Origin of the sequence: Blautia caecimuris, assembly GCF_024622975.1 — a bacterium.
Taxonomy (GTDB): Bacteria; Bacillota; Clostridia; order Lachnospirales; family Lachnospiraceae; genus Blautia_A; species Blautia_A caecimuris.
The window spans coordinates 1-21599 of the sequence record NZ_JANJZT010000031.1; the positions used below are offsets into that span (position 1 = coordinate 1).

The following is a 21599-nucleotide window of genomic DNA, read 5'->3' on the forward strand; positions in this document are numbered from 1 at the left end:
TAAATATCTGCAATTTTCAAGGTTCATTTGAGCCTTTTTCTTTAGCTCTGTTTTTCATAGATTATTTGACACTACCCATGATTGCTGATATCTGACAGTTATCTGAACCACCTTCAGCTCTGTCATTTATCTGTCAGCAAAATTATTGTTTGAATTTACCCTTATTTTCTGCCGATAAGTCATTATAACATGAGCCTTTCCATCTGTCTGTATTTTTCGATTTTATTCCATAATTTTTCATATTTTTTTAAGATTTACACAAACTGCTTTCTGAATTCACCTATTAAAGTCCCTTCTTAGAACAGTCTGTAATAAATTCCTTCCATATATATTCTCTCTGCAAAAAACAGATTTTTCCCCTTATCCAAAACATCTGCCGGATACGCCGAGATCTTGAACATGCTAAAGCCATATATACAAAGGAAGCCCTCAGGCCTGTGAGCCATTCGGACTTCCTTTGTATTTTATCTGCGCATATTCTGCGCTTTTTATTTATTCTTCTTCAGAATCAGCTTCTTCTGTTTCAACGAAATTATCTTCGCTGCTTTCTTCTACTGCTTCTTCAGTTTCAGCTGTCTCAGAGGTTTCCTCCGGTGTAACATCTGCATCATTTTCTGTAATGTCCTCTGTTACTTCCTCTTCCTCTTCTTCCGGCATTCCTGTGTCAAGCTTGATCGCGCTGTAGCGTTTCAGACCTGTTCCTGCAGGAATCAGCTTACCAATGATAACGTTTTCTTTCAGACCTACAAGATGGTCAACCTTACCTTTGATAGCAGCCTCGGTAAGAACCTTGGTTGTTTCCTGGAAGGATGCTGCTGACAGGAAGGAATCTGTAGCCAGAGAAGCTTTGGTAATACCAAGCATTACCTGCTTTCCTTCTGCCGGAGTCTTTCCTTCTTTTTCAAGCTGCTCGTTTACTTCCTCAAAGTCGAGAACATCTACAAGTGTGCCCGGAAGGAATTCAGTATCTCCATTGTCCTCAATGCGGATCTTTTTCAGCATCTGACGTACAAGAACCTCAATGTGCTTGTCACTGATCTCAACACCCTGGAGACGGTATACACGCTGAACCTCACGGAGCATGTAATCCTGAACTGCACGAACACCTTTGATTCTCAGGATATCATGCGGATTTACACTACCCTCTGTCAGCTCGTCACCAGCCTCAAGTGTCTGACCATCCATGATCTTGATACGTGATCCATAAGGAATCAGATATGTTTTGGACTCTCCGCTTTCCGGATCTGTAACAATGATCTCACGTTTCTTCTTGGTATCGTTGATAACTGCAACACCAGGAATCTCAGTGATGATCGCAAGACCCTTCGGCTTACGTGCCTCAAAAAGCTCCTCGACACGAGGAAGACCCTGTGTGATATCGCCGCCGGCAACACCACCGGTATGGAAAGTACGCATGGTCAGCTGTGTACCCGGCTCACCGATAGACTGAGCAGCAATAATACCAACAGACTCTCCAACCTGTACAGGCTCACCTGTTGCCATGTTGGCGCCGTAACATTTTGCGCAGACACCGACTTTACATTTACAGGTAAGAATTGTACGGATCTTAACCTGATCAATTGCTCCGCCCTCTGCGTTTACACCCTCAGCCATGATTCTGGCTGCACGTTTTGGTGTAATCATGTGATTTGCTTTTACAAGCACTTCACCGTCTTTATTCTTGATCGTCTCACAGGAGAATCTTCCTGTAATACGCTCCTGAAGGCTTTCGATCTCCTCTTTGCCGTCCATAAAGCCTTTGACATACATACCGGAGATCTCGTCTCTTGTCTCGCAGCAGTCTGTCTCTCGAACGATCAGCTCCTGGGATACGTCAACCATTCGTCTGGTCAGGTAACCGGAGTCGGCTGTACGAAGAGCTGTATCGGAAAGACCTTTACGAGCTCCATGCGCAGACATGAAGTACTCCAGTACGTCAAGACCTTCACGGAAGTTTGACTTGATAGGAAGCTCAATGGTGTGACCGGTTGTATCTGCCATCAGGCCTCGCATACCTGCAAGCTGTTTGATCTGCTTATCAGAACCACGGGCTCCGGAGTCGGCCATCATGAAGATGTTGTTGTACTTGTCAAGACCGTCAAGCAGGGCTCTTGTAAGCTCATCGTCAGTCTTCTTCCAGGTTTCAACAACCTCTTTATAACGCTCTTCCTCTGTGATCAGACCACGTTTGTAGTTCTTTGTAATTTTATCTACGATATTCTGTGCATTCTGGATCATCTCAGGTTTCTGAGGCGGCACAGTCATATCGGAAATGGAAACCGTCATGGCAGCACGAGTGGAGTACTTATAACCTGTGGACTTGATAGCGTCAAGTACCTCAGCTGTCTTGGTAGCTCCATGAGTGTTGATAACTTTTTCCAGAATCTGTTTCAGCTGCTTTTTGCCTACAAGGAAGTCAACCTCAAGCAGAAGTTCGTTGCCCGGAATGCTTCTGTCCACAAATCCAAGATCCTGCGGAAGAATCTCGTTGAACAGGAAACGTCCCAGTGTGGATTCTACATTGCCGGTAAGAACAGTTCCATCCGGCATTGTCTTTGTGCAGCGAACCTTGATCTTTGACTGCAGAGTGATAACCTTGTTCTCATAAGCAAGGATTGCTTCGTTTACGCTCTTGAAGAACTTACCTTCTCCCGGGTATCCCGGTCTTTCCTGTGTCAGATAGTAAATACCAAGAACCATATCCTGTGAAGGAACGGCTACCGGGCCACCATCAGACGGTTTCAGAAGGTTGTTTGGTGACAGCAGGAGGAAACGGCACTCTGCCTGAGCCTCAACAGAAAGCGGAAGATGTACCGCCATCTGGTCACCATCGAAGTCCGCATTAAACGCGGTACAAACAAGGGGATGAAGCTTAATAGCCTTACCTTCTACAAGGATCGGCTCAAATGCCTGGATACCAAGACGGTGCAGTGTAGGCGCACGGTTCAGCATAACCGGATGTTCTTTGATAACGTCCTCGAGAACGTCCCATACCTCCGGCTGGAGCTTCTCCACCATTTTCTTTGCATTTTTAATGTTGTGAGAGGTACCGTTTGCAACAAGCTCTTTCATAACAAAAGGCTTGAACAGCTCGATAGCCATCTCTTTCGGAAGACCGCACTGATAAATCTTCAGCTCAGGTCCTACGACGATAACAGAACGTCCGGAGTAGTCAACTCGTTTACCCAGAAGGTTCTGACGGAAACGTCCGGATTTACCTTTCAGCATATCGGAAAGGGATTTCAGAGCTCTGTTTCCAGGACCGGTAACCGGGCGTCCGCGGCGTCCGTTGTCAATAAGAGCATCTACTGCTTCCTGCAGCATACGTTTCTCGTTGCGGACGATAATATCCGGAGCGCCAAGCTCCAGCAGTCTTTTCAGACGATTGTTTCTGTTGATGATTCTTCTGTACAGGTCGTTCAGGTCAGATGTTGCAAAACGTCCGCCGTCAAGCTGTACCATCGGACGAAGATCCGGCGGGATAACAGGAATTGCTGTCATGATCATCCACTCAGGACGGTTGCCGGACTCACGGAAGGATTCCACAACCTCCAGACGTTTGATGATTCTGGCACGTTTCTGTCCTGTTGCATCCACAAGCTCTGCCTTCAGCTCCTCAGCATCCTTTTCCAGATCAATGGCCTGCAGAAGCTCCATTACAGACTCTGCGCCCATTCCTACACGGAAGCCGTATCCATAGGACTCACGGGCATCCTGGTATTCCTTTTCTGTAAGGACCTGTTTGTACTGAAGCCCGGAATCAGCCGGGTCCAGTACGATATAGTTTGCGAAATATAAAACCTTTTCCAATGTTCTCGGAGAGAGGTCAAGGATAAGTCCCATTCTGGACGGGATACCCTTGAAATACCAGATATGGGATACCGGAGCAGCAAGCTCAATATGACCCATACGCTCTCTTCTGACAGATGCCTTTGTGACTTCTACGCCGCATCGGTCGCACACAACGCCTTTGTAGCGGATTTTTTTGTATTTACCGCAATGGCACTCCCAGTCTTTGCTGGGCCCGAAGATTCTTTCACAGAAAAGTCCGTCCTTTTCCGGTTTCAGAGTACGGTAGTTAATAGTCTCAGGCTTTGTTACTTCGCCTCTTGACCACTCTCTGATCTTCTCAGGGGACGCCAGTCCGATCTTAATGGCATCGAAAGTCATTGGCTGATATGTTTCATTGGTATTGGTTGTTTCTGCCATGTATTCTTTCCCCTTTCTATTCTTCGTCATCAAGAGTTTCGTCAAAGTCAAGGAATGCATCTTCCTCTTCTTCGTCTTCCTCTTCCACATCTACAAGTTCTTCACCCTCGAACTCCTGCTGTGTATAACCGTGCTTGCCAAAGGATTCCTCTTCTCTGTCTCTGCTGTGTCTGTCTCCCTCGATCACGGAACGAAGATCTGTATCGCCGTAATCCACGGTTTCCATAATCTCCACCTCAGTGTTGTCATCTCTCAGGACCTTAACGTCAAGACCAAGAGACTGCAGCTCTTTCAGCAGAACCTTGAAGGATTCCGGAATTCCCGGCTCAGGAATATTATCACCTTTAATAATTGCTTCATAAGTCTTCACACGACCTACAACATCATCGGATTTAACTGTCAGGATCTCCTGCAGAGTATAGGACGCGCCATATGCCTCCAGAGCCCAAACCTCCATCTCTCCGAAACGCTGACCGCCGAACTGAGCTTTACCGCCCAGAGGCTGCTGTGTTACCAGTGAGTATGGACCTGTAGAACGTGCATGGATCTTGTCGTCTACCAGATGATGCAGTTTCAGGTAATGCATGTGTCCGATTGTTACAGGACTGTCAAAGTATTCACCGGTACGTCCGTCACGAAGGCGAACCTTGCCGTCTCTGGAAATCGGAACGCCCTTCCACAGTTCTCTGTGGGCCTTGTTCTCATCCAGATACTGCATAACGTCAGGAGCAAGTACATCCTGATATTTTGCACGGAACTCTTCAAAGTCCTCTGTGTTTACATAATCATTTGCCAGTTCCAGAGTATCCTGAATGTCATTCTCGTTTGCACCGTCAAATACCGGAGTTGCAACATTGAAGCCAAGAGCTTTTGCAGCAAGACTTAAATGGATTTCCAGCACCTGTCCGATGTTCATTCGGGAAGGTACGCCCAGAGGATTCAGAACGATATCCAGCGGACGGCCGTTAGGCAGGAACGGCATATCTTCAACAGGAAGTACACGGGAAACAACACCCTTGTTACCGTGACGACCAGCCATTTTGTCACCAACAGAAATCTTACGTTTCTGAGCAATATAAATACGAACAGACTGATTTACACCAGGAGAAAGCTCGTCACCGTTCTCTCTTGTAAATACTTTAGCATCAACAATGATACCGTACTCACCATGAGGAACCTTAAGGGAAGTATCTCTTACCTCTCTCGCCTTCTCACCGAAGATCGCACGGAGCAGACGTTCTTCTGCAGTAAGCTCTGTCTCTCCCTTAGGAGTAACTTTACCTACCAGAATGTCTCCTGCACGAACCTCAGCACCGATACGGATGATACCGCGCTCATCAAGGTCTTTCAGAGCATCGTCACCAACGCCCGGAACATCTCTTGTGATCTCTTCCGGTCCCAGCTTGGTATCTCTGGCTTCTGCTTCATATTCTTCAATGTGGACAGATGTATAAACATCGTCCTGAACAAGTTTTTCACTTAAAAGGACAGCATCCTCGTAGTTGTAGCCTTCCCAGGTCATAAATCCGATCAGCGGGTTTTTACCAAGGGCCAACTCACCATTAGAAGTAGACGGACCGTCTGCGATAACCTGTCCTGCCTCTACATGCTCGCCCTGGAACACGATCGGCTTCTGGTTGTAGCAGTTGCTCTGGTTACTTCTGAGGAATTTTGTCAGATGATAATCATCTTTTGTTCCGTCATCATTTTTGATGCTGATATCTGTAGATGTGGAGCGAAGAACTGTACCGGCCTTCTTAGCCACAACACACACACCGGAGTCAACAGCAGTCTTTGTCTCCATACCTGTTCCAACAACCGGAGCATCGGTGGTCAGAAGCGGCACTGCCTGACGCTGCATGTTTGATCCCATGAGCGCACGGTTGGCATCGTCGTTCTGCAGGAATGGAATAAGCGCTGTAGCAACGGAAAATACCATCTTAGGAGACACGTCCATGTAGTCAAACATATGTCTCTCGTATTCCTGAGTTTCCTCACGGAAACGACCGGATACGTTTTTATGAATGAAGTGTCCTTCTTCGTCCAGAGGCTCGTTGGCCTGCGCTACATGGTAATTATCCTCTTCATCGGCTGTCATATAAACAACCTCGTCAGTTACTACCGGATTGGACGGGTCTGTTTTGTCAATCTTTCTGTACGGAGCCTCAACAAAACCATACTGATTGATTCTTGCATAGGAAGCAAGAGAGTTGATAAGACCGATGTTAGGACCCTCAGGAGTCTCGATCGGACACATACGTCCATAATGAGAATAGTGAACGTCTCGAACCTCGAATCCGGCTCTGTCTCGGGACAGACCGCCTGGTCCCAGGGCAGACAGACGTCTCTTATGGGTCAGCTCACCTAACGGGTTGTTCTGATCCATGAACTGGGAAAGCTGTGAAGAGCCAAAGAACTCTTTCACTGCCGCTGTTACCGGTTTAATATTGATCAGGGACTGCGGAGAAATATTCTCTGTGTCCTGAGTTGTCATACGCTCACGTACCACTCTTTCCAGTCTGGAAAGACCAATACGGTACTGATTTTGAAGCAGCTCACCTACAGAACGGATACGGCGGTTACCCAGGTGGTCGATGTCATCATCATTTCCAAGGCCGTATTCCAGATGCATGTTATAGTTAATAGAAGCAAGAATATCTTCTTTTGTAATATGTTTCGGAATCAGATCATGGATATCTCTGCGGATCGCATCCTTGATATCCTCAAGACTGTCATTTTCTTCCAGTATTTTTTCGAGAACCGGATAATATACTAATTCTGTAACACCCAGTTCCTTCGGATCACAGTCAAGCTCAACATGAGCAGAAAGATCCACCATAAGGTTGGAAAGAACCTTGATCTTGCGATCCTCTTCTCCCTGGATCCATACAAACGGAGCAGCGCTGTTCTGGATCTTGTCAGCGATCTCTCTTGTGATGTTTGTGCCTTCATCTGCAAGGATTTCTCCTGTAGACGGATCCACAACTGCCTCTGCAAGCTTGTGTCCTACAATCCTGCTGTTAAAATGAAGTTTTTTGTTAAATTTATAACGTCCGACTTTGGCAAGATCATATCTTCTCGGATCAAAGAACATTGCCATGATCAGGCTCTCTGCGCTCTCCACTGCCAACGGCTCACCCGGACGGATTTTTTTGTATAATTCCAGAAGACCTTCCTGATAATTTGTGGAAGTATCTTTTGTGAAGCTGGCAAGGATCTTGGGCTCCTCGCCAAACAGTTCTACAATTTCCGCATTGGTGCCGATACCAAGGGCACGAATCAGCACAGTGATCGGAACCTTTCTGGTTCTGTCTACACGAACATAAAAAACATCGTTGGAGTCTGTTTCATATTCCAGCCATGCACCTCTGTTGGGAATTACGGTACTGGAAAACAACCTTTTACCAACTTTATCATGTGCGATTGCATAATAGATTCCAGGGGAACGTACCAACTGGCTTACGATAACACGCTCTGCACCGTTGATTACAAATGTGCCTGTTTCCGTCATTAACGGAAGGTCTCCCATGAAAATCTCGTGTTCGTTGATCTCTTCTGTTTCTTTGTTAATCAGTCTCACTCGAACCTTCAAAGGTGCGGCATAAGTCACGTCACGTTCTTTACACTGCTCAATTGTATACTTCGCATCCTTTGCGTCAAATGTAAAGTCGATGAACTCCAGACTAAGCTTTCCGCCGTAATCCGCGATTGGAGAAATATCATCAAATACTTCTTTCAGCCCTTCATCCAGGAACCATTTGTAGGAATCTTTCTGGACTTCGATCAGATTCGGCATATCCAGGACTTCTTTTTGTCTCTGGTAGCTCATACGCATGCTTTTTCCAGTTTTTACAGAACGAATTCTGTTTTTTTCCATTGACGTTTCACCCCTGTTTTTTTATTTATTACAACATGATCCTGTTTATATTTTCAGGTAAACAGGCATATCTTGCCATAATATAGCATTTTTCACTATAACATACTGTTGTCAACCTGTCAACCAGATTTTCAAACTTTTTTTGATCACCTTTTTCATTTGCCGGCAAGACTGATACAGAATATACTGTTTTCCCGATAAAGTAAAAAAAGAAACGCAGGAACACCTGCGGCGTCCCTGCGCTGTCTCTTCTGTTCAGACTGAATTATTTCAGAGTGATCTTTGCTCCCTCTGCTTCCAGTTTTGTCTTGATGTCCTCAGCCTCAGCTTTGGAAGCGCCCTCTTTAACTACCTTCGGAGCACCGTCAACTACAGCTTTAGCTTCTTTAAGTCCAAGACCTGTTACTTCACGAACAACTTTGATAACTTTAACTTTGTTCGGGCCTACTTCTGTAAGCTCTACGTCGAACTCGTCTTTCTCTTCAGCTGCCTCGCCTGCTGCGCCTGCTGCTGCAACTACAACGCCTGCTGCTGCAGATACGCCGAACTCTTCCTCACAAGCTTTTACAAGTTCATTTAACTCTAATACAGATAACTCTTTGATTGCTGCAATAAATTCTTCTGTTGTTAATTTTGCCATTTTAATTTCCCTCCATATAATATTATTTTAATTTATACCGGTTCACAGTGCTATACGAAAACTGTAAACTCTTCCGCACGCTGTCTGCGCATTGTAAATCTGTCCCTGACAAATTTACTCAGCAGCTGCTGCGTTTCCACCCTGTGCCTCTGCAATCTGGTTAAGCACACGAGCGAAGTTTGTGATCGGAGACTGAATGCTTCCAAGAAGTTTTCCAAGAAGTTCTTCTCTGGACGGAATCTGGGAAAGTGCCTGGATTCCAGCCTGATCATTGTAGTTGCCCTCAACTACACCTGCGATCAGCTCCAGTGCCGGGAACTGTTTCGCATATTTAGCAAGGATTCTAGCAGGTGCTGTTGCATCTGTAGCAGAGATTGCCAGTGCGTTTGTACCTTCAAGATGTTTGGAAAGGCTCTCACAGTCTGTTCCCTCAAAAGCACGTTTCATCATTGTGTTTTTGTAAACTTTATACTGAACACCAGCTTCTCTTAATTCCTTACGCAGAATAGTGTCCTGCTCAACAGTAAGACCACTGTAGTTTACAAGAACTACGGACTGAGCGTCTTTAATGCTGTTTGCGATTTCTTCTACGATTGGTTGTTTCAGTTCTACTTTTGCCATAAATGGTACACCTCCTTATAGATTTTGATATACCGCCGTTGCAATGGATACTGAGATAAAAAAAGCCCTACTGTACCATGACAGTAAGGTCTCCTGTAATCTTATCAGAATACTAAGTCCTCGGTAGGCGTTTTGATCCTTATGCCTTACGGCACCTACTGTCTTCGGCAGCGTTCTGTAATAGAATAACACGGAGAAAAGTTCATGTCAAGATATTATTTAAAAATTCTTTAATTCTTTAATAAGTCTTTTGGTCAGGCCCTAAAAAATATGTTATACTAAACAGGGGATTTCTATATATTATAACTGCGAAAGGTACGGTACTTTATGGTTCAGATATGCCGGAAAGATAAAAAGTTGGTTTACGAAACCATACGCTCTGGAAATATAGGTGCTGATGAAATATCCATTCCTAACCTGGTTGATGATATTCTCCTTACTTTTACCATTTTGGGCATATGTAAGAATACGCGTTACATTTGTATTAAGATTCGTAATTTTAATTTCGTTTATACTCATAATCGTACATTCCTTCCTATATAATTAAATCTTTTTTCCTTGAAAATCAAGGATTATTTAATGTTTCATGAATAAATACCCCAGAAAAAGGATACATGGAAGCGGTCATTTCTCTGTATCATATTTTTTACTAACCATCTAAAGTCAGTAATCTTATCTTACTCTAAAATTTTCTCAACCTTCTTTCTTAAAATTCCTTATATTTTTTTGAATTATATAAGGATCTCCTGTGCTTTCTATATTTTTGTAATTTAGGATCCTAACATAAAGATACCCAAAACAAGCTTGGTTTCCCAGTTCTGTCATGTTACATTTTTTATCATAAACGCTTCCATTTATTTTATTCCTTTATAAAACAGCAAATGAACAAATTTGAAAAAGTGCATAAATCCCCGTTGTTTTGTCTTTGCAGGATACACATATAGAATTTAAAGTTTATCTGTATCTACATATTATGGATTCTATTGCGCAAAATTCTGTATTATCTCATTTATAGTTTTATATACTAAACTCAAATGCTCAAAACAAGATATTACTAATTATTATGATCTCCCCGGGGATCGCTGCACAGAAGAAGAGCAGCTTATAGAGCTGATAAAAGAATACGCAGCCAATGATTTTCGCGAAAAGAAATGCTACAGCGATATGAATCAGAAATATTTTGCATATCATGACCGTAATAACTGTAAACGAACCTATGAATTTATCCTCAAAAACTGCCAAAAGTAATCACTGATTACTGCTTTCTGTCGTGATCTGCAGCGCCCCCGGCAACATACCGGGGGCGCTGATTATATAATATCTTTTTATTTTCTCTGATAGCTGCTGTTGATTCTGCAGATGAAACTTACGGCAGCTGAGAGATCAGAGACGGATTCAATACCCGCACTCCTTCTTCACCCAGAATCCGCTCCAGAAACCCTGTATATTCATCATAAGTCAGACTTCCATCAGGAGTCAGAAGCTCAAAATCTGTTCCGTACACATGGGCAAAAAGTCCTGTCTCTTTCAGACCGTTTCTCAGATAGAAGGCTTTCCTGCGCTTTCTGTCCTGAGCATTCTCTGCTTTTTCATCCTGCATTTCGATTTCAAAAATATATTTATTACTGCGGAATCGTTCCAGTAAAAGCTTCAGGCTTTTACTTCCATATCCACCGTTTCTTTTTTCAGGAGAAACAGCAAAATAATCCAACAGCGCAGTATTTCCATCCATCATATTAAAGGCAAGTCCCACAAACTCATCCTGATCTGTCACTGCAAAAAGCTCCATCTGTCCCTTTTCCGCAAGATGCTCCATAAGAGAGATCGGCTTTTTTTCTTCAGCAGGAAAAGCTTCTTCGTAGAGCATATAAACCTGTTCTTTAAATTCTGTTCCGTTTTTCAGTATGTTTTTTAATTCCATATTTTATTCCTTTTCTGAGCTGTCAGAGCAGCCCTTCTCTATATTTTTATAAGTTTTATCGCCCGGATATCAGGCATTTCCTCAAACCTTTCCGGTATTCTTTAAAACTCCGGCCAGGACAGAATCTCTCTGGAAATCTGAGCTTCATAATCACCTTCTACGTCTATACTCCGCCCTGCTTCATAAATATTTGTCTCGGCGCCCCATACGTCGTCATGATACTCCCACACATGAAAACTCAGCCCCCGGAACATAAAGTCAAGACTTCCGCACCCGTCCTCTTCTGTATAAGTAAAAGAGATATTTTTTCTGTTCAGCGCATCCTGCACTGTTTCCAATCTCATAATCCTGCCCCTTTCCAATTTCATTTTGTGCCTGTAATTTTACCCCTTGTATACAGCGCTGTCAATATGTCTCCGGATGCTTGCATAAGCCCTTATAATGCTTTATGATAAAAGAAAAGTCTGTCTGAAAGGAGATCTGCCATATGACGTCAAAACCTGTTTTTCACGGAAGCGATATTGAAAAAATCTGCAGCTTCTACCATCTGAAAAAAGAAAATATCATAAACTTTGGAGCAAATGTGAATCCCCTTGGGCTTCCGAAAAATGTGCAGAAAGAGCTTGCCTCACACCTTTTTCTTCTTTCTTCCTATCCGGACAGAGAATATTCCTCACTGAGAAATGCCCTGTCCCAGTACTGCAGCATACCCTCTGACTTTATTCTGCCCGGCAACGGATCCAGCGAACTGATCTCTCTTCTCATTGAAGCTGTAAATCCCCGGCATACGCTGATACTCGGTCCCACCTACTCTGAATATTCCAGGGAGCTTTCTTTTTCCGGAAGTACTGAGACCTGGTATCATCTGGAGGATTCCAGCGATTTTGCTCTGGATATCCAAAATCTCTGTCTTACCCTGGAAAAAGATTATGATTTCCTGATTATGTGTAACCCTAACAATCCCACTTCCTCTGCTGTCACACAGGAGAAACTGCGAAAAATCCTTACCTTCTGCCGTCAAAAAGAAATTTTTGTAATGATCGATGAAACCTATGTAGAATTCGCCCCTGATCCGCAGCTTATTACCGCAGTACCCCTTACCAGGGAGTTTGAAAATCTTATGGTCCTTCGGGGCGTATCAAAATTTTTCGCCGCACCGGGCATGCGCCTTGGCTATGGAATTACAGGGAACAAAGAACTTCTCTCAAAAATAAAAAACAGACAGATTCCCTGGTCCATAAACAGTCTGGGAGCCTTTGCAGGAGAACTGCTTGTACAGGACAAAGACTATATTTCCCGTACAAGACAGCTGATTTTAAAGGAAAGAGAAAAACTTTATCAGGAGCTTCTGAAGCTTTCTTCTTTTAAAGTATTCCCTGCCTTTGCAAACTTCCTTTTACTGAAAATAATCAAACCCGGGCTCACTGCCTCCAATGTATTTGAGGCATGTATCCGCCAAAACCTTATGATCCGTGACTGTTCTTCTTTCCAGTGTCTTGACGGAGAATTTGTCCGCTTCTGCATTATGCTCCCGGAACATAACGAACAGCTTCTGAACGTATTAAAAGGGCTGTAAAAGCCCTTTTAATTCATGCTATATCGCTTTAAAATTATATTTGTGAGGCAGTTCTCCCTCTTCTCCGAACAGTTCAGGATTTCCCCGGGAAGGAGGGGGGCTGCTTTTCAGTCTTTTTTGCAGAAGCGTAAGGCAGGCTGCAGCCGTTCTTATCTGCAAAAGCAGTATAGAACACACTGTTTCCGCCGCAGTTTTTTTGCTTTTACAGAACACGGTGCAGATACTTTTCTCTGGTCGCCAGTCCTCCTCTGATATGTCTCTCTGACTTATTCTTATCCAGAACCTGGCGCACCTCCGCCGCCAGCCCCGGATTGATCTCCGTCAACCTGTCAGAACAGTCTTTATGTACTGTACTCTTACTGATTCCAAATTTTTTTGCCGCCTGCCTTACAGTTGCCTTTGTTTCAATAATATAGCCTGCAATCTCCACTGCCCGTTCTTCAATGTAATCTTTCAAAGGAAAATCCCCCGAAAACGCTGTTTTTACAATGTATGCTGTATTATATAAAATGTATTCCAGTTCATACCTCAGGAATCAGAAGCCCGAAGCATATAAGATCATGTTGCCGCACATAATCCGAAAGAGATTGTAGCTCTCTTCTGTAAAAACTGTGCTTCGGAATAATATAAAAAGTCTGTAAAGTCCCTCTGATTTTTTTAATCCGGGCTTGACAAACCCATACTGCAGGACTACAATGGGATAAACAATTAAATAAACAGTTTCGGTAGGTGAGGCTACCACAGGGATTTGGATTTTCCTAAGATTGCTGCCGCAAAAACGTGGAGACACGATTCGCTGGTCAGCAGGATATGTCGCAGTCAAGGCATAACCTAATGCAATTTTTACGCCCTGTGATGCTAAAGCTTGAACGATGTTTCACAGGAAAAATATATCCTGTCATTGCTCAGGCGATGACAGGATTTTTTATTCCTCAAAAATCAAGGGATTCAGAAAGTTTTAAGCGGACCTGTCCCCTTTGTTCTGAAAAAGGAGGTGAGAACCATGGAACCTGGAGCCAGTTGTCAGATCATTATATTAAAGAAAGGACTGAAGAATTATGATGAAAACATTACTGATTCACACACCGGAAAATTATACTTCTGTCAGCTCTCTGACAGAGCCAAAAGCTGTACAGGAGTCCATGGAAAAGCATGAAACCTCCTATTTTGAGACTTCCGTACTGACCCATGCCAGAAAACGCTTTATGTGGCTTCTTTTTCTGATGCTTTCTGCCACAGTTACCGGAACTATTATTACCAGATATGAAAATGCCTTTTCCGCAGTTCCTCTTCTGGTTTCCTTTATTCCCATGCTGATGGATACCGGAGGAAACTGCGGTTCTCAGAGCTCAACCCTGATTATCCGCGGTCTTGCCCTGAACGAGATCCGTCCCCGTGATGTTTTTCGGATTGCATTTAAAGAATTTCGGATTGCGCTTCTGGTAGGCACAGGGCTTGCTGTCATAAACGGAATCCGCATTCTGATTATGTACAGAGATCCCAGACTTGCTCTGGTAGTTTCTCTGTCTCTGACTGCTACTGTAATCCTGTCCAAGATCATCGGATGTATTCTTCCGCTTGGCGCAAAAACCCTGCATATGGATCCGGCAATCATGGCATCTCCTCTGATCACTACAGCTGTGGACACCTGCTCTATTATTATTTACTTTTACATTGCCACAAGGATCTTTGCCCTTGCTGTGTAACCTGTTTATTCCTTCTGAAGATCAACGATCCTGGTACAGACCTTTTCCAGAAGCTCCGGGCTGTGGCTGACTACGATCATTCCAATTTTGCGCTTTTCGGTTTCATCCATAAGGAAATGCCAGATCTGACTCTGTGTGATGAGATCCAGCATGGTGCTGATCTCATCCGCCAGAAGGAACTGTGTCCTCTGTCCCAACGCTCTTGCAATACAAAACCTCTGCATTTCTCCCCCGGACAGCTCTGCCGGAAAACGGTTCATCCAGTCTGCCTCAATGCCAAGTCTTTTGATAAGGTCAGGAGATACATTATCCCCCTCCTCAAGCACCGATTTCATTCGCAGCCTGGGATTAATGGCCTGTTCCGGATGCTGCCAGATCAACTGAACCGGACAGTAGGAGCCATAGAAATCAAGAGGCTTTCCGTCCAGCAGAACCTGTCCGCTGTCAGGCTTCTCATATCCCGACAGTATTTTACAGAGGGTTGTTTTTCCAAATCCGCTTGGCGCCACAAGCCCTACCCGCTCTGTACTCTCTGCTTTCAGACTGAAATCTTTTAAAATTTCCCTGCTTTTTTCTCCATATCGAAAAGAAATATTTCTGGCTTCAAGAATCATACACGCACCTCACATATCCTCCGTTTACTTCCCTGTAGGGAATTTCCCCTCTGCATTTTTCTGTACATTTTTCACACCTTGGAGCAAAGGGACAGCCCTCCGGCATATCTTTTACATAGGGCTGTACCCCGTCAATATAATGAAAGCCATTTTGAGGCATTGCTCTCCATAAGGCTTTTGTATAGGGATGGCGCAGCGTTTTTTCCTGGCGAAAATCCTCTGTTTTTGCATCCTCCAGAGTGTATCCTGCATAGAAAACAAGAACTCTGTCCGCAGTTTCCAGCGCAAGCTCCAGATCATGGGTAATGATCAATACTCCCGCTCCCATATCAGCCAGCTCCCTGAAATGCTCCATAGCCCTCTTTGCCGCTTTCAGGTGAAGTCCCGGCGTAGGTTCATCTGCAATAACCAGCTTCGGCTCTTCGATCATCGCAGTGGATATCATCACTCTTCTGGTCATTCCTCCGGAAAGCTCAAAGGGATACTGTTCCTGAACTTCTTCTGCCAGACCGTACCGTCTGAAGATCCCGTCCAGCTTCTTTTTTCTTTCAGGATCCTTTTTGCCTTTGCAGATCTGCGTTCCCACCTTCATCAGAGGATCCAGGTAGGAAGTGCTCTGAGGAACCATAACAATCTCTTTTCCTCTGAGAGCGCAGATTCTTTTTTCTCTAAGAGGCTCTCCACAGTAAAGAATCTGTCCGCCCATTTCTGCATTATAGGGAAGAATCCCCATTACCCCATGAGCCAGAAGGCTTTTTCCGGAACCGGAAGAACCCACAACAGCCACCATTTCTCCCTGATGGACAGTAAGACTGAGATCTCTGATCACAGGAAGCTTTGTCTGCTTTGTGCCCTTCTGATACTGGGAAAAGGAAATATTCATATTTCTGATTTCAAGTATTGTATTTTTTTCCATTTCACCCCTCCTATTCATGAGCGCTGGCAGGATCCACCAGCTTCCGGATACCCTCGCCCACAGTATAAAAACACACAACTGTCAGAACCAGCATCAGTCCCGGGAACAGAGCCAGCCACCACTTTCCGGTAATCAGATATTTCATTGCCTCTGACAGGATAATGCCAATGGCAGGCTGCTCATTGGAAAGTCCGAAGCCCAGAAAAGTAATACTGGATTCGTGAAGGATCGCATGAGGAAAAAGAAGTATCAGACCTACCAGAAACTGCGGAAAAAGATGAGGAACCATATGCTTCATGGCAATATAAAAATTACTTTTCCCAAGCTTTCTGGCCATTTTAATATACTGCTGCTCTTTTAACTGCAGAACCTCACCCCGGATCAGCCGGGCAAGGGAAGTCCAGTGGGTCAGAGCAACGCCCAGAATCACGCCCTTCAGCCCCCGCCCGCAGGCAACGCAGATCAGGATCAGAAGAAGCATATGAGGGATTCCCATAACAAGATCAATAAACCAGGTGATAACTGTATCTACCGCTTTTCCCATTGTTGCAGACAGAACTCCCAGAATAAAGGCCATCACCGCACTGAAAGCCGCGGCGCTGATCCCGATAATAATACTGATGGAAAGCCCTTTAACCGTCCGGGTAAACATGTCTCTTCCCAGCCAGTCGGTTCCAAACGGATATTTCAGGCAGGGAGCAATATTTTTACGGGCAAAATCAGTTTCTCTGGCAGCATCTCCACAAAACATTCCGCCAATACACACAGCAGCCAGAAAGATCAGTGAAAGAACAAGCCACAGTACCAGCCTTTGCCTGCGGTTCCATTTTTTTATCATAAACGTTCCTTTTTTTGTGTTTTTTGTCATTTTGCGGCACCTCCACGTCTGATACGCGGATCGATCACACCATACAGAATATTTGCAATGAGATTTCCGCCAAAAACAAATAAAGCGCTGATAATAGTAATCGCCATAAGAAGCGGCATATCACTTCCAAGTCCTGCGCTTACCGCCGCCTGTCCAAGTCCCGGATAGGAAAAAACCTGCTCTACCAGAACAGAACCGCCAAAAATTTCACTGATGGAAGCAAACTGCAGGGTCATGGCCGGCGCCAGAACATTTCGAAATCCATGATTCCTGAAAATCTGCCACAGGCTTTCACCTCTTGCTCTTGCAAAAACAACATAATCACTTTCACAGATATCGACCATTTTTTCTCTGGTATGCATGGCAATATTGGCAATTCCGGTAATGGACAGCGTAACCGCCGGAAGAATGGCATGATATACCCTGTCCAGAAAAGTTACGCCGCTTGCCTCCACGCCTATGGGTACGCTTAGCCCTATGGGAAGGATCTTCAGCCACACCCCGAAGATGATCAGAAGCAGCATGGCGATCCAAAAAGCCGGGGTACTTGATATTAACAGACAGTAGCCTTTTACTGCCTTATCTACAAATTTTCCACGGTTCATTCCTGCCAGGGCGCCCAGGGCAAAGCCAATAAGCCCGGACAGAACCCAGGCAATAATCATAAGAAAAAGCGAATTTCCCAGTTTTACTGCAATTACCTTTGCCACATCCTGTCTGTAAAGAAGAGAAACACCCATATCTCCCTTCAGAAAATCCTTCAGCCACGCCAGATATCTCTGAACCGGCGGTTCTCCTACTCCCCAGTATTCTTCAAGCTTTGCAATCTGCTCCTGGCTCATGCTTCCCAGCGCAGCCTGTCCCACATTGGCCTGAAGAGGATCTACGGGAGAAACTGTCATAAGAGCAAACGCTGCAATACTGACTGCAAAAATAAGAAGAACCATCTTCACAAAATTTTTCAGTATAAACTTTCCTGCTGTATTTTTCAATATTTTCTCCTTGTACATAAATCGTTTGAAACGCACAGTATCCGGCAGCTTCCGGGGACGTTTTTATTCCTGTTACAGAACAAACCTCCCCAAAATCCTGCCGGATAATTATTTTATACGTAATTTTATTAAACTTTCGGAATTACTCCCATGTCCACTGATCCACATTATTTACAATAGACCAGCCATGTCCGTGAGGATGAATCTTCTGATCTGCAACTTTAAGTCCATCTCTTACAAAATACAGATGATCCACATTGCACAGCCAGATCCAGGGAATATCTCCCTCCTGGGTAATACCTGTTTCTCCGTCCCACTGAGCCTTTTTCCACAGCTCGTAGGATTCCTCAAGATCGCTGCTTTCCAGAGCCTCGTCCATGTATTTGTCTACTGTCTCATTGGCATACGGTGAATATTCAGCAGTTCCTGTTTCTTCCATTGTATGGTAAATATTGTAAAGCTCCATAGGAGTGTGCGCTCCCCATCCCCACATCAGAGGCTGAGACAAGGCCGCAGTATAGGCGGTATCCCAGTCAGCTCCCTCTGTAGTAACAGAAATTCCCAGTTCAGCAAGCTGATTTTTTGCATCCTCAGCCAGAGCCTGACGTACAGAATCAGATGCCGGATAAACGATCTTCATCTCAGCGCGTACGCCGTCTTTTTCGCGGATTCCGTCTTTTCCTTCTTTCCAGCCGGCATCCTCAAGAATTTTTACCGCTCCCTCAAAATCGTACTCTGTTTCTGCCTCCTCGTTATACCAGGGCATTTTGTCACATACGCTGTATGCGGGAGTTCCGTAGCCGTTCAGTACATTGTCGATCATTTCTTCACGGTCGATTCCAATGTTGATCGCGCGTCTTACTTCCACATCGCTGGTAAAATCATTTCCGGTCATTACTCCGTCTTTTTCTTCTGCCGGAGCTGCCGGAAGATTAAATCCACGGTTATCAACTGTATCTACACGGAACAGCTCATATCCCTCTATTTCCGTATCAGAATAGGAAGCTGCCGTATGCGCTACGTCTACCGTTCCGGACTGAGCTGCCGCAAGAGCCGCGTCCTCTTCCATAAAAAGAACCGTAACCTTTTTCATCTTTGGTTCTTCTCCGTAATAATCCGGATTGGCCTCAAAGATCACCTGCTGCCCCTTATCCCACTGCTTCATGATATAACGTCCTGATCCAACAGGATTCTGTCCGTAATTCTCGTCATATGCATGTTCCGGAACAATTCCCACTACAGCCATAGTATACGGCCAGATGGAAAAAGGCTTGTTCAGATGAAACTCTACTGTGGTATCATCCACTGCAACGGCTTCCTCCAGCATGGAAAAATCATTGACAGAGCTGTTGTCGCGGCAGTTATTATAGGTAAACGCTACGTCCTTTGCTGTCAGTGGTTCTCCGTCTGTAAATTTTACATCGTCACGGATCTTTACTGTCCAGATAAGCCCGTCCTCACTGACAGAATAATCTGTGGCAAGATCCATTCCAATAGACAGATCTTTGTTGGTAACAGTAAGTGTGCTCTGTATCAGAGGCTCATGAACATGCTCTCCGGCCCCCCAGCCATATGCAGGATCAAATCCCGCTTCCGGCTCAGAAGTTGCAGGCATGGTAACAATCACTTCATCCTTTGTTTTCTGTTCTGCTGCTGAAACCACTGTGCCGCTTCCGATCATGGAAACAGTCATACAGAAAGCCGCCAGCAGTGCCATTAACCGCTTTTTCATTTGATTTAACCTCCCTGATTTTCGTGTTTCACCAGTATAACATTGATTTTCGTCAGATTTAACCCTGTACGGGGGATATAAACCCATTCATATTTTGCATGGATAATCTTTTTTTTTCATACCTGTACATCCCCCTGGGAGGCTTGTTAAAATCTCTGACTTTGTTAAAATATAGTCAGCACAGGAAATTGTGTTATATGATGTCAAAGTCAGTGCACGACCTCCACTTATGATGCACTAACGATCCCATTAAAATACTCATTTAAAAAAAGCACCTGTAACAAGTGCTTTTTTTAATACGTTTTTTTATATTTTACCGGTCTACAAAACAGACTCGATCAGATTTCTGGTGTACTCCTCCCTGGGAGACCATATAATTTCCTCCGGAGTTCCGGTTTCCACGATTTTTCCCTGTTTCATAACGATCACCCGGTCGCAGAACATCTGAACCAGAGCAAGATCATGACAGATAAAAATTACGCTGAGACCGTTTTTCTGTCTTAATTTTATCAGAAGCTCCATAATCTGTTTCTGAACCGTTACATCAAGGGCGCTGGTAGCCTCGTCGCAGATCAGAAGCTCCGGGTCCAGCGCAAGGGCTCTGGCAATAGCAGCTCTCTGGCACTGTCCTCCGCTGACCTGATGGGGATACCGGGAAGCAAATTCCGGCGTAAGCCCACACAATTCTAGAAGGTTATCCACCTTTGTTTTTAATTCCGTTCCCTTTATCCCCATATTCCGCAGACTTTCCCCAATTCCGTCTCCAAGTGTCCTTCGGGGATCAAAAGACTCCGCGGGCATCTGGAAAACCATCTGCATATGACGGTATGCCTGTTTCAGCTGCCGTATTCCTGCCTGAGATATATCTATACATCCAGACTCTGTTCCTTCCGATGAAGGATAAAACAGAACTTTTCCCTCTGTACAGGGAAGAAGTCCCGTAATCAGTCTGGCAACTGTACTTTTTCCGCTTCCTGATTCACCCACGATCCCCAGACACTGTCCTCTTTTCAGTTCAAAGGACACCTCGTCCACAGCTGCAAAGGATTTTTTTCCTGCTGTAAATACCTTTTTCAGTTTCTCTGCTTTCAGCAAAATTTCTGTCATAATTTCTGATTCTCCCGTCTTTTCAGCCGGATCACAGAATCCATAAGCTGACGAGTATACTGACTTTCCGGATTTTCCAGAATCTTCTGTGTATCTCCGTAATCCATTACTTTTCCATTCTGAAGTACGAGGATCCTGTCTGCCATTTTTCTGACCACGCCAATATTGTGAGTGATCAGAAGCATGGCTGTATGAAACTCTTTTTTCATCAGAAGAAGCTCTTCCACCACCTGTTTCTGTACAGTCACATCAAGAGCGCTGGTAGGCTCATCTGCCAGGAGCAGATCCGGTTTTAAAAGCATGGCGGTACAGATTCCCACTCTCTGATTCATTCCTCCGGACAGTTCAAAGGGATAGCTTCCAAGAACACGGGCACAGTCTGTAAGTCCGATTTTTTTCATCAAAACAGCTGCTCTGTTTTCCACTTCCGCTCTGCTGACCTTCTCATGCTCCGATACGGCCTCGTACATCTGAGCCCCTACTGTACGCATAGGACAAAGGGCTGATTTACAGTCCTGAAAGACCATTCCAAGCTCAGGTCCCCGGTATTTCCTCAGTATTTTTTCCGGCATGGCAGTGAGATTTTCTCCTTTGTACCACACCTGACCGGCGACTTCAGCTCTGTTTCCCAGAAGTCCCATAACGGCTTTTGCAACCGTACTTTTTCCACTTCCGGATTCCCCTACAATACCCAGGATTTCTCCCTTTTTCACCTGAAAGCTTATGTCCTGTACAACAGGCTCTCCATCATAACAGACAGTCAGCTTCTCCACACGGAGCAGTGCATCTTCATTCTTTTTTACATTCATTCTGCGTCCCC

16 protein-coding genes, 1 pseudogene, 1 riboswitch and 1 other annotated feature are annotated in these 21599 nt (G+C 44.6%); of the genes and pseudogenes, 3 read left to right on the forward strand and 14 right to left on the reverse strand.

The window, feature by feature from the left end:
- Nucleotides 1–492 precede the first annotated feature (492 nt).
- The 4 genes from rpoC to rplJ form a co-directional block, all read right to left on the reverse strand.
- Nucleotides 493–4209: a DNA-directed RNA polymerase subunit beta' gene (gene rpoC, locus NSA57_RS15795; protein WP_022067754.1), complete on the reverse strand. Its 3717-nt coding sequence runs from the start codon at nucleotides 4207–4209 to the stop codon at nucleotides 493–495.
- Nucleotides 4210–4225: 16 nt separating this feature from the next.
- A complete protein-coding gene (gene rpoB / locus NSA57_RS15800; protein ID WP_022067755.1) occupies nucleotides 4226–8086 on the reverse strand; it encodes a DNA-directed RNA polymerase subunit beta in 3861 nt (1286 codons plus the stop codon).
- 265 nt (nucleotides 8087–8351) lie between these two features.
- Nucleotides 8352–8726, reverse strand: coding sequence for a 50S ribosomal protein L7/L12 (gene rplL / locus NSA57_RS15805; protein WP_015541728.1), 375 nt, complete (start codon nucleotides 8724–8726; stop codon nucleotides 8352–8354).
- A 114-nt stretch (nucleotides 8727–8840) separates the two neighbouring features.
- On the reverse strand, nucleotides 8841–9347 hold the full coding sequence (gene rplJ, locus NSA57_RS15810) for a 50S ribosomal protein L10 (RefSeq protein WP_022067756.1): 507 nt from the start codon (nucleotides 9345–9347) through the stop codon (nucleotides 8841–8843).
- 49 nt (nucleotides 9348–9396) lie between these two features.
- Nucleotides 9397–9533, reverse strand: a sequence feature (ribosomal protein L10 leader region).
- Between the two features lie 864 nt (nucleotides 9534–10397).
- Here rplJ and NSA57_RS19990 point away from each other — a divergent pair.
- Nucleotides 10398–10595: a CDP-glycerol glycerophosphotransferase family protein gene (locus NSA57_RS19990; RefSeq protein WP_408611662.1), complete on the forward strand. Its 198-nt coding sequence runs from the start codon at nucleotides 10398–10400 to the stop codon at nucleotides 10593–10595.
- A gap of 118 nt (nucleotides 10596–10713) precedes the next feature.
- Here NSA57_RS19990 and NSA57_RS15815 read toward each other — a convergent pair whose 3' ends face one another.
- The gene (locus NSA57_RS15815; protein WP_138270943.1) at nucleotides 10714–11268 is read right to left on the reverse strand and encodes a GNAT family N-acetyltransferase; all 555 of its coding nucleotides are present in this window, start codon (nucleotides 11266–11268) and stop codon (nucleotides 10714–10716) included.
- Nucleotides 11269–11369: 101 nt separating this feature from the next.
- The gene (locus tag NSA57_RS15820; protein WP_173753178.1) at nucleotides 11370–11612 is read right to left on the reverse strand and encodes a kinase; all 243 of its coding nucleotides are present in this window, start codon (nucleotides 11610–11612) and stop codon (nucleotides 11370–11372) included.
- Between the two features lie 143 nt (nucleotides 11613–11755).
- Here NSA57_RS15820 and NSA57_RS15825 point away from each other — a divergent pair, with 143 nt between their 5' ends.
- Nucleotides 11756–12844 (forward strand): pyridoxal phosphate-dependent aminotransferase, encoded by a 1089-nt coding sequence (locus tag NSA57_RS15825; RefSeq protein WP_147600209.1) that lies wholly within the window; start codon nucleotides 11756–11758, stop codon nucleotides 12842–12844.
- A gap of 202 nt (nucleotides 12845–13046) precedes the next feature.
- Here NSA57_RS15825 and spoIIID read toward each other — a convergent pair whose 3' ends face one another.
- A complete protein-coding gene (spoIIID, locus tag NSA57_RS15830) occupies nucleotides 13047–13301 on the reverse strand; it encodes a sporulation transcriptional regulator SpoIIID (protein WP_022067761.1) in 255 nt (84 codons plus the stop codon).
- Between the two features lie 257 nt (nucleotides 13302–13558).
- Nucleotides 13559–13728: riboswitch (M-box (ykoK) riboswitch) on the forward strand.
- Between the two features lie 231 nt (nucleotides 13729–13959).
- On the opposite strand from spoIIID, the pseudogene NSA57_RS15835 reads away from it, so the two are divergent.
- A pseudogene (locus tag NSA57_RS15835) lies at nucleotides 13960–14550 on the forward strand (magnesium transporter); the annotation flags it as partial.
- Nucleotides 14551–14555: 5 nt separating this feature from the next.
- Here the strand turns inward: NSA57_RS15835 and NSA57_RS15840 are convergent.
- The 7 genes from NSA57_RS15840 to NSA57_RS15870 form a co-directional block, all read right to left on the reverse strand.
- Nucleotides 14556–15164: an ABC transporter ATP-binding protein gene (locus NSA57_RS15840; protein WP_257465391.1), complete on the reverse strand. Its 609-nt coding sequence runs from the start codon at nucleotides 15162–15164 to the stop codon at nucleotides 14556–14558.
- The gene (locus NSA57_RS15845) at nucleotides 15154–16080 is read right to left on the reverse strand and encodes an ABC transporter ATP-binding protein (RefSeq protein WP_257465392.1); all 927 of its coding nucleotides are present in this window, start codon (nucleotides 16078–16080) and stop codon (nucleotides 15154–15156) included. Before NSA57_RS15845 ends, NSA57_RS15840 begins: the two co-directional genes overlap by 11 nt.
- Nucleotides 16081–16090: 10 nt before the next feature.
- On the reverse strand, nucleotides 16091–16948 hold the full coding sequence (locus NSA57_RS15850; RefSeq protein WP_257465393.1) for an ABC transporter permease: 858 nt from the start codon (nucleotides 16946–16948) through the stop codon (nucleotides 16091–16093).
- Nucleotides 16945–17958, reverse strand: a complete 1014-nt coding sequence (locus NSA57_RS15855; RefSeq protein WP_178709601.1) for an ABC transporter permease — start codon at nucleotides 17956–17958, stop codon at nucleotides 16945–16947. Before NSA57_RS15855 ends, NSA57_RS15850 begins: the two co-directional genes overlap by 4 nt.
- Nucleotides 17959–18082: 124 nt before the next feature.
- Nucleotides 18083–19621 carry an ABC transporter substrate-binding protein gene (locus NSA57_RS15860; protein ID WP_257465403.1) on the reverse strand — a complete coding sequence of 513 codons (1539 nt, stop codon included), beginning with the start codon at nucleotides 19619–19621 and terminating at the stop codon, nucleotides 18083–18085.
- 372 nt (nucleotides 19622–19993) lie between these two features.
- Entirely contained in the window at nucleotides 19994–20779 is a 786-nt protein-coding gene (locus NSA57_RS15865) for an ABC transporter ATP-binding protein (protein ID WP_022067768.1), read from the reverse strand.
- The gene (locus tag NSA57_RS15870; protein WP_022067769.1) at nucleotides 20776–21588 is read right to left on the reverse strand and encodes an ABC transporter ATP-binding protein; all 813 of its coding nucleotides are present in this window, start codon (nucleotides 21586–21588) and stop codon (nucleotides 20776–20778) included. Before NSA57_RS15870 ends, NSA57_RS15865 begins: the two co-directional genes overlap by 4 nt.
- Nucleotides 21589–21599: the final 11 nt, after the last annotated feature.

What these genes read in the sequence shown, in the direction of transcription:
- rpoC (WP_022067754.1), bottom strand. Translation starts at nt 4,209, where the DNA reads ATGGCAGAAACAACCAATACCAATGAAACATATCAGCCAATGACTTTC.
- rpoB (WP_022067755.1), bottom strand. Translation starts at nt 8,086, where the DNA reads ATGGAAAAAAACAGAATTCGTTCTGTAAAAACTGGAAAAAGCATGCGT.
- rplL (WP_015541728.1), bottom strand. Translation starts at nt 8,726, where the DNA reads ATGGCAAAATTAACAACAGAAGAATTTATTGCAGCAATCAAAGAGTTA.
- rplJ (WP_022067756.1), bottom strand. Translation starts at nt 9,347, where the DNA reads ATGGCAAAAGTAGAACTGAAACAACCAATCGTAGAAGAAATCGCAAAC.
- NSA57_RS15815 (WP_138270943.1), bottom strand. Translation starts at nt 11,268, where the DNA reads ATGGAATTAAAAAACATACTGAAAAACGGAACAGAATTTAAAGAACAG.
- NSA57_RS15820 (WP_173753178.1), bottom strand. Translation starts at nt 11,612, where the DNA reads ATGAGATTGGAAACAGTGCAGGATGCGCTGAACAGAAAAAATATCTCT.
- NSA57_RS15825 (WP_147600209.1), top strand. Translation starts at nt 11,756, where the DNA reads ATGACGTCAAAACCTGTTTTTCACGGAAGCGATATTGAAAAAATCTGC.
- NSA57_RS15840 (WP_257465391.1), bottom strand. Translation starts at nt 15,164, where the DNA reads ATGATTCTTGAAGCCAGAAATATTTCTTTTCGATATGGAGAAAAAAGC.
- NSA57_RS15845 (WP_257465392.1), bottom strand. Translation starts at nt 16,080, where the DNA reads ATGGAAAAAAATACAATACTTGAAATCAGAAATATGAATATTTCCTTT.
- NSA57_RS15850 (WP_257465393.1), bottom strand. Translation starts at nt 16,948, where the DNA reads ATGACAAAAAACACAAAAAAAGGAACGTTTATGATAAAAAAATGGAAC.
- NSA57_RS15855 (WP_178709601.1), bottom strand. Translation starts at nt 17,958, where the DNA reads ATGTACAAGGAGAAAATATTGAAAAATACAGCAGGAAAGTTTATACTG.
- NSA57_RS15860 (WP_257465403.1), bottom strand. Translation starts at nt 19,621, where the DNA reads ATGATCGGAAGCGGCACAGTGGTTTCAGCAGCAGAACAGAAAACAAAG.
- NSA57_RS15865 (WP_022067768.1), bottom strand. Translation starts at nt 20,779, where the DNA reads ATGACAGAAATTTTGCTGAAAGCAGAGAAACTGAAAAAGGTATTTACA.
- NSA57_RS15870 (WP_022067769.1), bottom strand. Translation starts at nt 21,588, where the DNA reads ATGAATGTAAAAAAGAATGAAGATGCACTGCTCCGTGTGGAGAAGCTG.